Here is a 14354-nt window from a genome sequence, read left to right as displayed (position 1 = left end):
GGCCCCATGCTGAACCCCACCCGCCGACACCGTGTCGCCCTCGGAGTGGTCGCCGCCGGATCCGCCCTCGCGCTCGCCGCCTGTGGCGGTGAGGACCCCGAGCCCACCCAGCCCGACACGGCCGCGGTCGAGGAGGTCGAGGACGAGCCGGCCGAGGTGGACACCTCCTCGTTCCACCAGGGACCCATCCCCGACGAGGCCCCCGAGATCGACCCGGAGGCGGACCTGCCCGCCGAACCGGACTCCGCCGCGCCCCTGGGGGACCGCATCGCCTGGGAGGCACTGGAGCGGGTCTCCACCTTCGCTTCGGTGACCGACCCCGACGCCACCTCCTCCTGCCCGGAGATCGCCGGGGAGGAGGGGGAGTCCGTCACCTGCACGGTGACCTTCCTGGACGAGGAGTTCGAGTACTCGATCGACATCAGTTCCTCGGGCATCCTCATCAACTACGACTGGGATCTGCCCGAGGGCCCGCTCGTGCGCGAGGTCGTCGAGGACAGCCTTCGGGTGAGCGCCGAGTCCGAGCTCGTGCTCTGTGACATGGACTCCGACGTCGAGCGCGGCGAGACCGGTGGAGAGGCGCCCTTCCTGTGCCAGAGCCTGGACGAGGAGACCGGAGACGTCACCGAATGGGAGATCAGCATCTCCCAGTACGGCTCCTTCTCGTTCTACAGGGTCTGATCCACCCGCGCCTCCGCCCGTGTCGCCGTACTCCGCCCGGGAGGCCCGGGAGGCCCGGGAGGCCCAGAGCAGCGGAAGGCCCCGCCGAACACCTGGTTCGGCGGGGCCCGTCGCGCTCCCGGGCCGCGCGGGTCAGCCGCAGTTGGTGCCGTTGCGCACGACCCACGCGCCGCCGATCGATCCGCCCCAGTCCACGCACTGGCCCGCCGCGTCCAGGTAGACGGGACCGGCGTAGGTCGTGAAGCTGCCCGGGTCGGTCTTCCAGGAGGTGGAGTCGGAGCGCTTGAGGGCGGCGTCCATGTCCATCGCGGATCCGGGGTTGGACCGCGTCACGACCACGCAGTTCCTGCCGTTGGAGTTGTTGTAGGTCAGATGGACCGTGCCCCCGGAGACGGAGGCCGAGTTGACCACCCCGTACCCGCTCCCGCACTCCCCGTTGTAGGAGTCGGCGGAGGCCGGGGCGGGGCCGGCGAGGGCCGCGACCAGGACGACGGTCAGCCCGCAGGAGATCCGGCGGGTGAGTGACTTCAGCACTTCTGCTCCTCCTACCAGGGCGGGGTTCCGCTACCGCTGGTCTTGTGGTGCTCCACGAGTCGGGTGATGGTGACGGTGCCGCCGCTCTCGGTGTAGGTGACCTCCGCCGAGACGGTGCGGCTGCCGGAGTTGACGTAGCCGGTCAGGGCTCCGGGGCTGGAGGAGACCGATCCGGCGGCGCCGTCGGCCACGCCGCCGCCCTGTTCCTGGCAGAAGCTCCACGCGCACACCACGGTGGCGCCGTCGAGCACCGCGTACTGGCCGGAGCCGCCCTGGGGCTGGAAGGCGACCACGTGGTCACCGGCGGGGCGTTCGCCCGACGCGCTCACCCCGGCGCCGACGGTGGCCATGGTGGTGGTCGTGCCACCGTCCTCCTCGCCCTCGTCGTCCTCGGGGTCGTCCTCGTCCTCGGCCTGCTCCGAGGGCTCGTCCGACGGGGAGGCCTCCTCGGTGGGCTCCTTGCCGACCGGCCCCGGACGGCGCTGTTCCTCGGTGGAACCCTCCTTCTCGGCGTCCCCGCCCGGCTCGTCCTCGTCTCCGGAGAACCACGAGGCGATGGGCAGCGCGTCCCAGTTGCTGGCCAGGGCCACGCCGCCGAAGCCGAGTCCGGCGATCAGCAGGAGGGCCCCCAGGCCCGCGCCGAGCAGGGTCAGGACCCTGCCCGCGCCCGCACGTCGGGGGGCCGTCACCGCGAACTCGCGTTCGGGCGCGGTCTGCACGCCGTGCCAGTTGTTGTCGACCAGGGCACCCATCACGCTCCCGGCCGCGGCGGCCGAGGAGACCGGGGCGAAGGCCCTCCCGGGATGGGTCACGGTGACCATCTCCGAGACCAGCTCGAGTGCCGTGGGCCGCTGCGCGCCCTCCTTCTGGAGCGCGCGCCGCGCGAGGTCGGCCAGCGGACCGGTGAACCCCTCGGTGTCCGGTTCGCCGCTGATGACCCTGTGGGCGATCGCGGCCGGGTCACCGCTGCCGAAGGGCGGTCGCCCGGTGGCCGCGTAGGTCACCAGGGCGCCCCAGGCGAAGATGTCGTCGGTGGTGCTGGCGGGCTTGCCCTGGTAGTGGTCGGGGCTGATCCACCCGGGCGAACCCATGACCGATCCGGTCCGGGTGAGCGCCGTCTGGTCCACCGCCCGGGCCACTCCGAAGTCGAGGACCCGGGGACCCTCGGGTGACAGGACGATGTTGGCGGGCTTGAGGTCGCGGTGCGCGATGCCCGCCTCGTGGATCTGGGCGAGCGCCTCGGCCACACCGGCGGCCAGACCGATCAGCAGCTGCTCCTCCAGCGCGCCGTGCTTGCGCATGTAGGCGCTGAGCGTCATGCCCCGCACCAGCGGGGTGACGAGCCAGGGGCGGTCGGCGTCCGTGTCGGCGTCCAGCAGGGGCACCGCGCACGCGCCGCCCACTCTGCGGAGCAGCTCGACCTCGCGGGTGAAGCGCGCCCGGAACTCCTCGTCCGCCGCGTACTCGGGGTGGATGAGCTTGACCGCGACGAGCTCGCCCCCTGCGGCGTGGGCCGCGTACACGACGCCCATGCCGCCCGCGCCCAGGCGTTTGAGGGTCTGGTAGGGGCCGATCCTCGTGGGATCGGTCGAGGTCAGGTCGGTGGCGGTGACGGGGAGGGAGACGGCTGACGGGGTTGGGTTCACGGGGAACAGATCCTGATCGGCATACGGGTGGGACGGTTGGAAGCGGGGTCGGGCGCCCACCGAGAACAGGGGTGGCGAAGGGGGATGAAGGGGAGCAAGTGGATCCTAGCGCCTTGAACCTCGCGCACAAGGTACCCGTGCTCTCTCCCGGCTCCGGTGGTCACGGCATGGGCACCCTCACCTGCTGGACCCTGCCGTCACCCAGGTGCAGGTAGGCGGTGCCCGGGGTGAGCCTCGGACTGGACACGCCCTTGGGCAGGCGCAGCCCCAGGACCTCGCCGTCGGCCTGGCTCTGCGGGGACAGCAGCGCACCGATCCGGTTCCGCTTGAGGTGGACGTGCCATCCGTTGAAGCCGCCCTGGAGCGCCTCGTTGGTGCCCGCCGCGACGATGCCCCAGCCCGCGCCCACCATGCCGCGCGCGATCCGCGTGAACTCCTTGCCGAGGTCGCTCTGGAGCAGCAGCTCGGCGTCGTCGATCACCACGACCGCCGTGTCCGCCTCGAACCGCCCGAGCGCCTCGTGCAGCTGCGAGAGCCTCGGTTCGGCGGCGTCGATGACGGCCCGCACCCCGCGCTCGTTCCGCAGGTCGGCCAGGCGTGATCCGCGCGGCGTGACCAGCAGCAGCTCCGTCCCGCCCTCCAGCAGGGACGCCGCCATGGTCGTGAGCATGCTGGACCGCCCCGACTGGGGTGGTCCGCTCACGAGGAAGGTCGGGATCCGCGACAGGTCGGCGGTGACGGCGGTGAGCTCGTTCCCGCCGACACCGATCAGGGCGTGCAGCGGGCGGGGAGGCTGGGTGCGGTAGCGGGACATGTCCGCGAAGCTCAGCCGGTCCGGCAGGACGTCGACGCGGAACGGCCTCGGTCCGCCGTCGGGCCGCGGGCGCTGGGAGACGAACTCCGCGATGCGCGCGAGCTCGGCTCCCTGGGCCGCGCCCTGCGGGTTCCTGGTCAGGAGCGCGATCTGGACCTCCAGCGCGTCACCCGCGCGGAAGGCCCGGCCGTCCGGGACCTCCTCCGGCAGCGCCCGGGCCTGGAGCCCGGCCGAACTGTAGTCTCCGCTGTCGTTGCAGCGCAGGACCAGCAGGTCCTCCGTGGTGGAGGAGTACTTCGTGCGCGTCAGCAGGCGGTCGCCGGTGGCCACCACGTGCACGCCCACGCCCGCACCGTCCCGCATCAGGGTGGTGACGTCCTCGACCAGCGCGCCGTAGTTGTACTCCCCGAAGGCCTGCTCGAAGGCGTCCAGGCGGTCGATGAAGAGCACGAGGTGGGCCGGCCGCTCCGGGGCGGGCAGCTTGGCCCTGAGCTCCTCCAGGTCGGCGCAGCCGTGCGCCGCGAGCAGCTTCTGCCTGCGGTCCAGCTCCTCCCCGAGCAGCCCCAGCAGTCGCACGACACGGTCGCCCTGGGTGCGCTGGGCGACCGCGCCGCAGTGCGGCAGCCGCTCCATCGGCAGCAGGGCCCCGTTGCCGCAGTCCAGGCCGTACATGTGGACGTCGTCCGGGTGGTGGCCCAGGGCGAGCGAGGCGGCGAGCGTGCGCAGCGTCTGGGACCGGCCGGTCCGACCCGACCCCATGACGTGCAGGTGTCCGGTTCTGGCCAGGTCGAACGTGTACGGCATCTGACGTTGCTGGGCGGGGACGTCGATGAGCCCGATCGGGACCGGACGCACCGTCCCGGGCTCCGGCTGCGGGGGCCGCCCCCGCAACAGCGTGGACAGGGTCAGTGACGTGGGCAGCGCCTCCAGCCAGGGGCTCGGCTGCCGCCGGGCGCCGACCTGTTCCGTGGCCTCGCGCACGGCGGCGACCAGTGCCGTGAGGTCGGTGGCCTCCACGTCGCCGCTCTGCTTGCTCTCCTTGGCGGCGATCGGGGCGGGCAGCGCCAGGTCCGACCACTTCACCGGGTGGGCGACGGGGGCGGAGGCGTTCTCGACGGCCACGATGCGGCGACCGCCCACCCGGCCCGACTGGAACGGCAGCAGCGACGCGTGCCCGAGCCGGGCGTAGGCGCGTCCGGGGGTGTCGATCCCGATGTGGGCCGACTCGGCGGCGTCGATGACGTCGCGGCTCTCGGTCTCGTCGGTCATCCGCAGCGCGATCCGCAGGTTGGTGTTGGCGCGGATGTCGTTGGTGACCACGCCGCCGGGCCGCTGCGTGGCCAGCACCAGGTGGATGCCGAGGGAGCGACCGCGCTGGGCGATGTTGACCAGGCCCTTGACGAAGTCCGGCAGCTCACGTGCCATGGACGCGAACTCGTCGATGACCAGCATCAGCCGCGGCATCTGGGGCATGCGCGGGTCGCGGTCCAGGAGTTCGAGGTAGTCCTCGATGTCCTTCGCCCCGGCCTTCGCCAGGATGTGCTCGCGGCGGTGCAGCTCGGCGCCGAGCGAGACCAGGGCCCGGCCCACCAGGTGGGTGTCCAGGTCGGTGACCATGCCGACGGTGTGCGGCAGGTCCACACAGTCCTTGAACGCGCTGCCGCCCTTGTAGTCGACCAGCACGAACGACATCGACTCGGGGCGGTTCACCGCCGCGAGCGACGCCACCAGCGTCTGGAGGAGTTCGGACTTGCCGGAACCCGTGGTGCCCGCGATGAGCGCGTGGGGGCCGTCCCTGCGGATGTCGACGGCGAAGGCGCCGTCCAGGCCGACCCCGAGGGTGGCGACCGTGCTGCGGCCGCCGCTCGCCCAGTGGGCCGCGATCGCGTCACCGTTGGGCGGCTCCAGCCCGATCACGTCGAGCAGGCGCGCGCTGCGCGGCAGGGAACCGCCGGACTCCCCCACGCTGCTGTCGCGCAGGGGCGCCAGGGCCCGGCCGAGACGGTCCGCCCAGGCCGCGGAGGGGACGTCGGCGCGTACGTCCTCGACGTTGTCGAAGGAGGTCCGGCGCAGGCGCATGCCGTGCGGGGTGATGCTGACGACCGCCCGGCACTCCTCGGGCAGCAGCCGCTCCTCGGCGTCCAGGCACACGACGTAGATGCCCGCGTCGGGGCCCTCACGCAGCAGCTGCACGACCCCGGGGAGCGAGCGGATCCGGCGGGCTCCGTCGAGGACGACCACGATCGCGGGCTCGTCGTCCACGGCCCCGCGCGCGGCCTGGGCACGGGCCTCCAGGATCATCAGCAGTTCGGAGACGCGGCGGGCGCAGGTCGTGGCGTCGATCCCGATCCGGTTCAGCGAGAGCTGGGGCAGGTCCCCGCGCAGGTGCGGCACGTAGCGGGTCCACCGCCAGCGGGTGTGGTCCCCCTCCATGGACAGCAGGTACAGCTGGAGCTCGGCGGGGCTGTGCAGGGCGACGAGCTGGGCGACCAGCCAGCGCTCCAGGGCGTGGGCGCCCTCGCCGGTCCCGGCCACACCCACGACGCCGTTGTCCTTGACCGACACGCTCACCGGCACGTCCCGCATGTCCCAGGTGACCTCCTTGCGGTGGTCGTCCTTGGTGGGGTCCATGAGGACCACCTCCGAGGGGATGCTGCCGGTGCCGACGCGCAGCTGGGTGAAGTCCTCGTCGATCTTGCGGCGCTCCCACAGCCGGGAGCGGGGCCCGGTGGACAGCAGCAGGACGGCGGCGGGGTCGGGGCAGGTGTCGCGCAGACGGCGCTGCGCGGCGACGAGGGCGTCGCGGGCGTCCCTGGTGACCCGCTCCGTCTTCTCCTCGAACTCGCGCAGCTGCTTCTCGTAGCGGGCCTTGGTGGTCCTGCGCTGCATGAGCTGCATGAACAGCACGGAGATCGGCGCCAGCAGGCCGATGAGGAGCATCTGCGGGCGGTTCATGATGAGCGCGCCACCGACCGCCATGGTGATCGGCATGAGGATCATCATGAGCAGCTGGGCGATCGGCTTGTCCGGCGGCTCGGGCGGGGTGGGCAACTTGAACTTGGTCTTGGTGGGCGCGGGGTGCAACCGGGGCGGACGGTTGTAGTCCAGTCCGGTGCCGTCCTCGGAGGTGACGACGGAGGCGTCGGGCCGGTGGTTGGGCCAGGCCTCGAAGAGGGTGCCGCCCAGGGTGAGCTGCTCCCCCTGGGGCCAGTCGGTGTCCGGGGCGACCTCGTCGCGCTCCAGGTAGGCGCCCTGTCCGGTGCTGGTCGCCCGGAGGGTGACGGTGCCGTCGGGGGACACGCGGATCCGCGCCCAGTGGCCGTCGGCGTCCACGACGAGCACCGCGCTCTCGTGGTCACCGACCACGTAGTCGCCCGGGTCGAGCCGGACGACGCGTCCCGCGTCGGGGCCGGAGACCACCCGGACCTCCACCACGCCCGGGGGTTCCGCCTTGACCTCGGCGGGACCGCCCACACCGATGACCGACCCGTCCAGGATCCCGGCGTCCGCCAGGGACACGGACGGATCGACCCGTCGGTCACCGACGTAGAGGGGCACCTCCTGGCCGTTGACGCGCGGCACCGTGCGGACCACCGGGTCCACGACCTCGGTGAGCTGGCGCACGGTGGCGCTGGGGTCGGCGTCGACGAGCATGTCCAGACGCAGGGGCGAGGAGGCGACGGGGCCGGAGCCGTTGGGCCCGTCCACGGACGGACCGGTGGCGGGAGTCGCGGTGAAGAGAAGGCGCACGGTGAGGACTGCTTCCGGGTCTCTGCCCTCGGGGGCGGGTCGCGTTGGTCGACGCGGCGGTCGGTGGGGGCCGCGCGTCCGCCCCGGGCCCGCGCGGGAGCCGGGGGGTGGAGAGGGGCCCGGCGCGGGCGGTCGGGGCGGGGCTGCTCTGTTCGGGGCGGGTGCCCGCGAGGAGCGCGGGGTTCGGCTGTGGCTCGGGGCCGTCAGCCCTTGAGGCCCTCGCCCAGCTTCTCGTCGGTCTCGCTGAAGGTGGTGCCGACCTGCTTGAGGTACTTGGCGATGCCGTCGAGGCCCTTGTTGACGTCCTCGAAGCCGCTGTTGAAGTCCTCGAAGAACGGACGGAAGTGCTTCTCCGCAGCAGGGGTGCTGTAGCCGTCCGAGATCAGCGCGTCGACCTTGTTCTTGATCGACTGGAGGCGCTCGGTGAACTCGTTGAACTCCTGGGTGAGGGAGCCGGAGGTCTCCTCGGTCTTGTCACTGTCGACGTTGTACGCGGGCATGTGTCTCTCCTCGTGTGTGTGCTCCCGGGGCGGCCGAGCCCGGCCGAGGGGCCGGGAGCCCTTCTGTGCTCATTGTGGCTGATACCTGCTCAGGGGTGATGGTTCACCCCTGATGCCACCGGATGCCGTCGGCCCACGCCGTTGGGGGTCAGTCCCCCTCGTCGACGGGGACGTCGCGCTCCCAGAAGCGCGCCGACGCGGTGATCGCGTCGAAGAGGTCCAGGACCTCGTCGACCTCGCGGGAGTTGGGGCTGGTGCAGCTGACCAGGATCCGCTTGTCCAGGCCGGGGTACTCCAGTGCCGTGTGCATGGCCACCGTGCGCAGGATCGCCTCGTCGGTGTCGTGGTCCGTGACGCCCTCGATGCGACCGCACTGGCCCAGCCCGGACTCGGTCAGGTCCACGACGGTCTTCTTCAGCCAGGTGCCCTCACGCGCCGTGGCCGAGTCCTGGTAGACGTAGTCGACCAGGCGCAGGGGGTCGATGGTGTGCTCGCCCCGGCCCGCCGGGAAGGCGAAGACGCAGACGGTCGCCATGAAGAACCCGTCGTCGTACTCCTCGAAGGTCCCGGCGGCCGAGATCAGCCCGGACCCGGTCGCCTCGTCGGTCACCCTGGCCATGTCGGCGATGAGCTCGTTGAGCGCCTCCGCCTCCTCCGGCCGGTTCCCGTAGGCCTCCAGCACCTTGGCGCGCATCTCCGCGAGCGAGTCGCCGGACAGGTCGTACTGCTTCCAGCCTTCCGGAAGCGCGTAGTCGAACAGGATGTCCCGTTGCGGGAGGTCCTCCTCGAACAGGTAGGGCATGGCGGTGGTTCTCCTCGTGCGGCCGGGTGGGGCCCGGTGCGGTCGCGGCCCGTGCGGGCGGTGGGGCTAGACGGCGGCCTGGTTGGGGTGCCCGGGAGGCGGCGGCGGTCCGCCCTGCTCCTGGTCGGTCAGGCTCTTGCCCATCTCCTCGTCCGCCTCCTGGAAGGTCTCGATCACGGGGGTGAGCGCCTGGAGCAGGGCTCCGAGGTCCTCGGCCTGCCGCTCGTAGTTCTTCTTGCAGTCCTTGCCGTAGTCCTTGGCCTTGTCGACCAGGTTGCCCGGACCGATGTCCTCGGCCCGGTCCTCGGGGCTCCGGTAGGATTCGCCCTCGGCTTCGGCGAAGGCGCTCTGGATCCTGTTGAGCGACCCCCGCATGTCGATCAGGGCGTCCGTGTCGATACTGACGATGGTGGCCATCAGGTGCTCCTCTCGTTGCCGCTGGTCCCGGGGGGCCTGGTCCGGCTCACTCCTCGACGTCCTTCCTCAGGCCCCTGATGTGGTCGAGGTCCATGTCGTACAGCTCCGCGAGTCTGGCCTCGACCGCCACCAGTTCCCGCTCGGCGGCGGCGACGAAGCTGTCCAGCCACCGCGCCTCGTCGGGCGGCAGGCCCTCCCGGGATCGCTCGATTTCGGCCCTGGCCGCGTCGGAGAGCAGACCGTCGAGCACCGCGCGCTGCTTCTCGAGCTCCTGCCCGTCCAGGAAGTCCTCCTCGCGCTCTTCCAGGTACGCGTCGCGGAGGTTGTTGCGCATGGCCTGGTGGCTCAGCTCCAGCGGGAGATTGGGGAGGCCGTCGGCGCCCCCGTACCTGCCCTCGGCCGCCGCCTTGGGGATCGCCGTGCCGAGCTGCATGAAGGACTGCACGACGTAGCTGGGGTTGGGCATGCCGTCGGGTCCGAAGGCGATGCCGTCCGAGATCCAGTCCCAGCCCGTCGCCTCGGCCGCGAAGTGGCGGGCGAAGTCGAAGCCCGTCCCGGTGGCCACGTTGAGGATGTTCTTCAGCAGCTCCAAGGGGATCGCTTCGAGGGCCGCCCTCCGGGTGTCCCGGAGCGTGGTGACCGGATCGGAGCCCGGACGTTCCGGCCCCTGGGAGTCACGCCTGTCCCCTCCGCCGGAGGCGGTGTCGTCGCCGTCCCGCTGGGGGGCGCCGTTACCGTCGTCCGTCCTCGGAGCGGTGCGCGCGCCGTCCCGGTCAGGGCGGGCCGGGCCGCCGTCGGGCCCGGAACCCGGGATGTCCACCCGGTGCTGTACCCCGTCCGGTGCCGTGACGCGGACGTGTCCCTCGGTGACGCGCAGCTCGGGGCCGCCGCCGGAATCGACACGCACCCCGCCCCGGGCGTCCCTGACCGTGGTTCCGCTGGAGACGTCGGTGACCTCGGCGCGGCCGGAGGCCGACCGGGTGCCCGAGACGTTCCCGCCGGACTCGAACCGGATCTGGTCGGGCGAGACCAACGGGTCACGCAGCCGGGGCCACCGGCCGTTCCCCGTGTGGATCGGATTCTGCACACCGGGCCCACCGGGCCTGGCCGTCACCTCGATGCTCTGTTCACCGTTGCTGCCGCGCGTTCCCTCGGGGCTGGTCGACACCTCCCACGCGTCGGAGTCGCGACCGGTGCCCCGCGCCGTCAGGCCGTCGGAGCCGACCTCCACGGTCCGGTCGCCGGAGCTCACGGTGCCGGGTTCCCGGCCCGGGCGCATCGTCGTGTGGACCCCGTCGCCCCCGGCCCGGACGCTCGTCCCCTCGCTCGTGGAGACGGAGGACTCGTGCGTGGTGCTCTCCCCGAACGGGGGTCGTTGTTCGCTGTCGCTCCTGGTCTCGGCCACCCTCTCGCCCGGGACGGCGCTGCCCTCGTCCGTGCGCGCGGTCGTGGTGGCCTCTCCGTCGGTCACCCGCACCCGGTCGCCGTCGGTGTCGCCCCTGAGCCCCTCGGGCCCGGAGACGCTGAGCCGTCCGCCGCCGTTGTCGGCCCGGTGGCTCCCGTCCCTGGTGTTCACCGCCACGGAGCCGTCACCTCGACGCGTCACCTCCAGGGAGTTCTCCCTTCCCCCGGGTGCCGCCACGCTCACGTCTCCGTCCTGGGAGGCACGCGCCGACCAGCCGTAGGGGTTCTCGACGCGCAACGCGGGGGCCGCTCCAGGGCCGTCGCCGCCGCGTCCCGGTTCGATCGTCACGCTGGTGAGCGTGCGGCCGTCCGGGGAGCCGATCACCAGGGAGGGTGTGCCGGTGGCCGGGTTCAGGGGCAGACTCGGGTACGTCTCGCCCTGGACGGGCCTTCCGTCCATGTCGTAGGTCCGCTGTCGGCCGCCGTCGACCACCCGAATCGCACTCGTTCCCTGGTGGTCCACGATCTGGACCCGGGAGCCGTGGTCGAAGCTGACCTGCCCGGGCTCCGCGGTGACGTTCCCGGACCTGAACACGGGGCGGGTGCCGCCCTGGCCGTCGTCCACCTGCCGGAGGGTGGCGTCGTTCCCCTCCCCGAACGTGGACGACCGGAGGTCGATGCCGCCGTCCGCGCGGATCTCGGCGCTGGAGGGGCCGCCCCTGACGCTGCCGGTGCCGTCCTGGCGTAGCGCGAAGTCCACGCCCCGGTCCGCGTGGGACAGGTGTGCCGAGTCGGGCCGGACCTCGGCGCGGGCTCCACCCGACGTGACGCGGACCGTCCCGTCGGCGCGGTCGAAGCCGTGCGAGCCGCCGCCGGGGACGTCGACCCGGTAGCCGTCGACCCCGACCTCGGCGCTTCTGCCCGTGGTCGGATCCGTCGCGTGGGAACGCGGAGGACGTCCCGTGCTGTCGGCGGCGCCCCGGGTGACATCGGGTCCGCTGCCGTTGGTTCGCAGGTCAGCGGGGCCGTCACCGGTGTGGCTGACCCGCAGGCCGTCCGCGTCCCGGCGGACGGTGAGGCCGTCCCCGGTGCGGACCTCGCTGCCGTTCGGGTCCCGGGAGACGGAGACGTCCCCGTCGCTCGTGGAGACCGTCAGCTCACCGTCCCGGTAGGAGGCACGCCCCCTGCCGCCGGGGCCGGTCACCTCCAGGTCGCCCACGCGGATCGTGCCGTCCCGTTGGGCACGGACCGACGAGCCGTCCGCCGAGGACATGTCGAACCCGCGCCCGGTGCTCCGCACGCTGGTGCCGTTGACGTCGACACCGTCACGGGTCACGTTCATGGTGAAGTCCGAGCCGCCCTCGCGGGTGGCCGGGTAGCGGTAGGCGGTGTTCTGCTCCCCGTCGGCTCCGCGCGTCGTGGTGAACTCGCCCTGGCCGTTGGTGCGGGTGTGGGTGACGACCGGGCCGCCCTGCGGGGAGGCACCGGAACCGTCACCACGTGGGGCGTCGGGGGCTGGAGTGTCCTCACCGCGCTGGCGGGGCTCGGCCTCGCCGGGCGCCCGTTCCGGGGTCCGCTGCTCCGCCGTGTTCGCGTACTGGTCGCCGTCGCGCGGCGCGGGGTGCGACTCGTGCGACCCCGGGGTCCTCGGGGCGCCTTCGTCGGGGCGCGCCCCTGCCGGAGTGGAGGTGCCGGGTTGACCGTCGCGGTTCCCGGGCGCCAGGTTCACTTCGCCCGGCTCCTCGATCCGGGCCCGAGGGGAGGCGGGCGGCTGGGGCGTGTTCGCGCCGCCACGGGACGGGGGCACCGGAGCGAACTCCTCCCTGGGTTCGCTGCTGGGGCCTCGCCCGGCCTGGCTCTCTCCGGAGTCACGCGGGGCCGGTCCGTCGCTGTCGGCCGGGGTCTCGCTCGCGTCGCCCGTGTTGGACGGCCTTCCGTCCGGACCGTCCGGGACCGCGGAGGCGTTCGTGGAACCGGCTTCCGGCCCCACGGGACCGGGCGCTGTTTCCGGATCATGGGAGCGGGTCGAGGCGGCGCCCACGTCCTCGTTCCCCGACAGGACCGAAGCACCGTCGCCCCCGCCCGCGTTGCTCAGGGGAGCCGGACCGCCCTCCCCCAGGCCACCGTTCACCTCCGGGGCACGAGACTCCGATACCCCACCCGGAGCGGGACCACCGTCCCCATTCGGACCGCCCTCCCCCAGGCCACCGTTCACCTCCGGGGCACGAGACTCCGATACCCCACCCGGAGCGGGACCACCGTCCCCGTTCGGACCGCTCTCCCCCAGGCCACCGTTCACCTCCGGGGCACGAGACTCCGAAACCCCACCCGGAGTGGGACCACCGTCCCCATTCGGGCCGCTGTTGTGGACCGCCGCCGGGTTCTGGGCACCCTCGCCGCCACCACCGCCCACGGCACCGGGAGCGGATACGACGTCCGCCTCCGGCGACGCCTCTCCGGTACGGCCCTCGCCGGTGGCGGGGCCGCTCTCGCCGGTGTCGCCCCCTCCGCCGGAGCCCTGGGTTCCGGCCGGGTCCGCCCCACCGGCCCCTGTCGCCGGGTCGGGCCCCCCGCCGTCGGAGCCCCCGCTCCCGGAACCGCCACCGAGGAAGTTGGGCAGCGAGCCGTTGTCCGCGAGCACCCCGACGGTGGAACCGGCGGCGCTGGTCCCGACAGCGGTCAGGGCCTCATTGGTCCAGTTGATGTCGCTGAGGCTCTTGCCCTCACCCGCGACCTGCACCGTGACCGACGAGGCCATGCTGGCCGCGCTGTCCTTGGTGATACTCGTCGCGATCTTCCCGCCCGTGGTGTTGGCCGCCCGTTTCACCGTGGCGGGAACCGCACGGCTGGCGCCGCTGCGGACCGAGGAGGCGGCCCGGCTCACGCCACCCGCCACACGACCGGGAACGCGGGTGGCCGTCGCACCGGCCACCCTGCTGACCGCGCGTCCACCGCGCAGCAGGGCACCGCCGGGAATCAGGGAGATCGCGTCCATGCCCAGGGTGAACAGCGACTCCCGGTTGAAGCCGAGCTTGCCCTCCTTGTGCAGCGATGCGGCGCTGATCGCGAGGACGGTCAGGGCCAGGGCGATACCGAGTCCGGGAATGAAGATGGCCGCCAGACCCGCGACGACCATGGCCACCGCGTACAGCAGCGGGTTGTCCTCGACCCACGTGACGATCTTGTCCAGCCAGCCCCACAGCTTGCGCGGACTGCCCTGTTTGGCCTCTTCCAGGGCGTCGGCGCACTCCCGGGCGGCCTCGTCCATGTCGTTGAGGACACTCGTGAGCCTGGTGATGAACGCGTCCCGCTCGGGGTCCTCACCGTCGACCTTCTTCTTCCAGGCGTCCGTGTCCTCCAACGCGTTGTAGGCCGCGGCTGCCTGGCGAACGATGGCCGCGCTGTCCTGGCGGGCCGTTCCGAGGGAGATCTCCCACTTGTCGAGGGCCTTGTAACCCTTCTCGTAGGCCTCCTGGGCCTTGTCGAGGTGTTTGGGCAGCTCGTTGACGAGCTCCTTGAGAGCCGAGACGGTGTCGCCCTCGCCCAGTGAGTCGCCTTCGAGGCGCCGCATGTCGGCCGCGGCCTGTTCGGCCGCGTCCGACAGCTTCTCGTAGAACTTGCTCAGGGAGCTGACATCACTCGTTCGCCACGGAACGGGGTCCTCGGGGCGGTCGAGCAGGTCCCACTGGAGGTACTCACGAGGTTGTTTGGCCACGTCCCGAGGTACTCGCTTTCCAGGTCCGACAGGGCACCGTCGTGTTCACCGCACGGGCAGGGGCAGGAACATCCGGGTGTTCACAGGGCTC

Annotated in this window: 8 protein-coding genes; 1 reads left to right on the top strand and 7 read right to left on the bottom strand. The window is 72.4% G+C overall.

Going from position 1 to position 14354, the window contains the following annotated elements:
* Positions 1 to 6: 6 nt before the first annotated feature.
* Entirely contained in the window at positions 7 to 681 is a 675-nt protein-coding gene (locus ACRWK8_RS04250; protein ID WP_378738089.1) for a hypothetical protein, read from the top strand.
* A gap of 132 nt (positions 682 to 813) precedes the next feature.
* On the opposite strand, the gene ACRWK8_RS04245 is transcribed toward ACRWK8_RS04250, so the two are convergent.
* The 7 genes from ACRWK8_RS04245 to ACRWK8_RS04215 all read right to left on the bottom strand — a co-directional run bounded on the left by ACRWK8_RS04245 (position 814) and on the right by ACRWK8_RS04215 (position 14263).
* Positions 814 to 1215: a spore-associated protein A gene (locus tag ACRWK8_RS04245; RefSeq protein WP_378738091.1), complete on the bottom strand. Its 402-nt coding sequence runs from the start codon at positions 1213 to 1215 to the stop codon at positions 814 to 816.
* 11 nt (positions 1216 to 1226) lie between these two features.
* Positions 1227 to 2861, bottom strand: coding sequence for a serine/threonine-protein kinase (locus ACRWK8_RS04240; RefSeq protein WP_431868453.1), 1635 nt, complete (start codon positions 2859 to 2861; stop codon positions 1227 to 1229).
* A gap of 160 nt (positions 2862 to 3021) precedes the next feature.
* The gene (locus ACRWK8_RS04235) at positions 3022 to 7425 is read right to left on the bottom strand and encodes an FtsK/SpoIIIE domain-containing protein (RefSeq protein ID WP_431868451.1); all 4404 of its coding nucleotides are present in this window, start codon (positions 7423 to 7425) and stop codon (positions 3022 to 3024) included.
* Positions 7426 to 7628: 203 nt separating this feature from the next.
* Entirely contained in the window at positions 7629 to 7925 is a 297-nt protein-coding gene (locus tag ACRWK8_RS04230; RefSeq protein ID WP_378738097.1) for a WXG100 family type VII secretion target, read from the bottom strand.
* Between the two features lie 148 nt (positions 7926 to 8073).
* Positions 8074 to 8727: a hypothetical protein gene (locus tag ACRWK8_RS04225; protein WP_378738099.1), complete on the bottom strand. Its 654-nt coding sequence runs from the start codon at positions 8725 to 8727 to the stop codon at positions 8074 to 8076.
* Between the two features lie 66 nt (positions 8728 to 8793).
* Complete coding sequence (locus tag ACRWK8_RS04220) at positions 8794 to 9144, bottom strand: hypothetical protein (RefSeq protein WP_378738101.1); 351 nt, start codon at positions 9142 to 9144, stop codon at positions 8794 to 8796.
* 46 nt (positions 9145 to 9190) lie between these two features.
* Positions 9191 to 14263, bottom strand: coding sequence for a hypothetical protein (locus ACRWK8_RS04215; RefSeq protein ID WP_431868448.1), 5073 nt, complete (start codon positions 14261 to 14263; stop codon positions 9191 to 9193).
* Positions 14264 to 14354 lie beyond the last annotated feature (91 nt).

Origin of the sequence: Nocardiopsis eucommiae (assembly GCF_965344335.1) — a bacterium.
Classification (GTDB): domain Bacteria; phylum Actinomycetota; class Actinomycetes; order Streptosporangiales; family Streptosporangiaceae; genus Nocardiopsis; species Nocardiopsis eucommiae.
This window is presented reverse-complemented; position numbering and strand designations above follow the sequence as displayed.

Bases quoted from the DNA above. Each gene is read 5' to 3' on its own strand.
- ACRWK8_RS04220 (WP_378738101.1), bottom strand. From the start codon at position 9,144: ATGGCCACCATCGTCAGTATCGACACGGACGCCCTGATCGACATGCGG.
- ACRWK8_RS04230 (WP_378738097.1), bottom strand. From the start codon at position 7,925: ATGCCCGCGTACAACGTCGACAGTGACAAGACCGAGGAGACCTCCGGC.
- ACRWK8_RS04250 (WP_378738089.1), top strand. From the start codon at position 7: ATGCTGAACCCCACCCGCCGACACCGTGTCGCCCTCGGAGTGGTCGCC.
- ACRWK8_RS04225 (WP_378738099.1), bottom strand. From the start codon at position 8,727: ATGCCCTACCTGTTCGAGGAGGACCTCCCGCAACGGGACATCCTGTTC.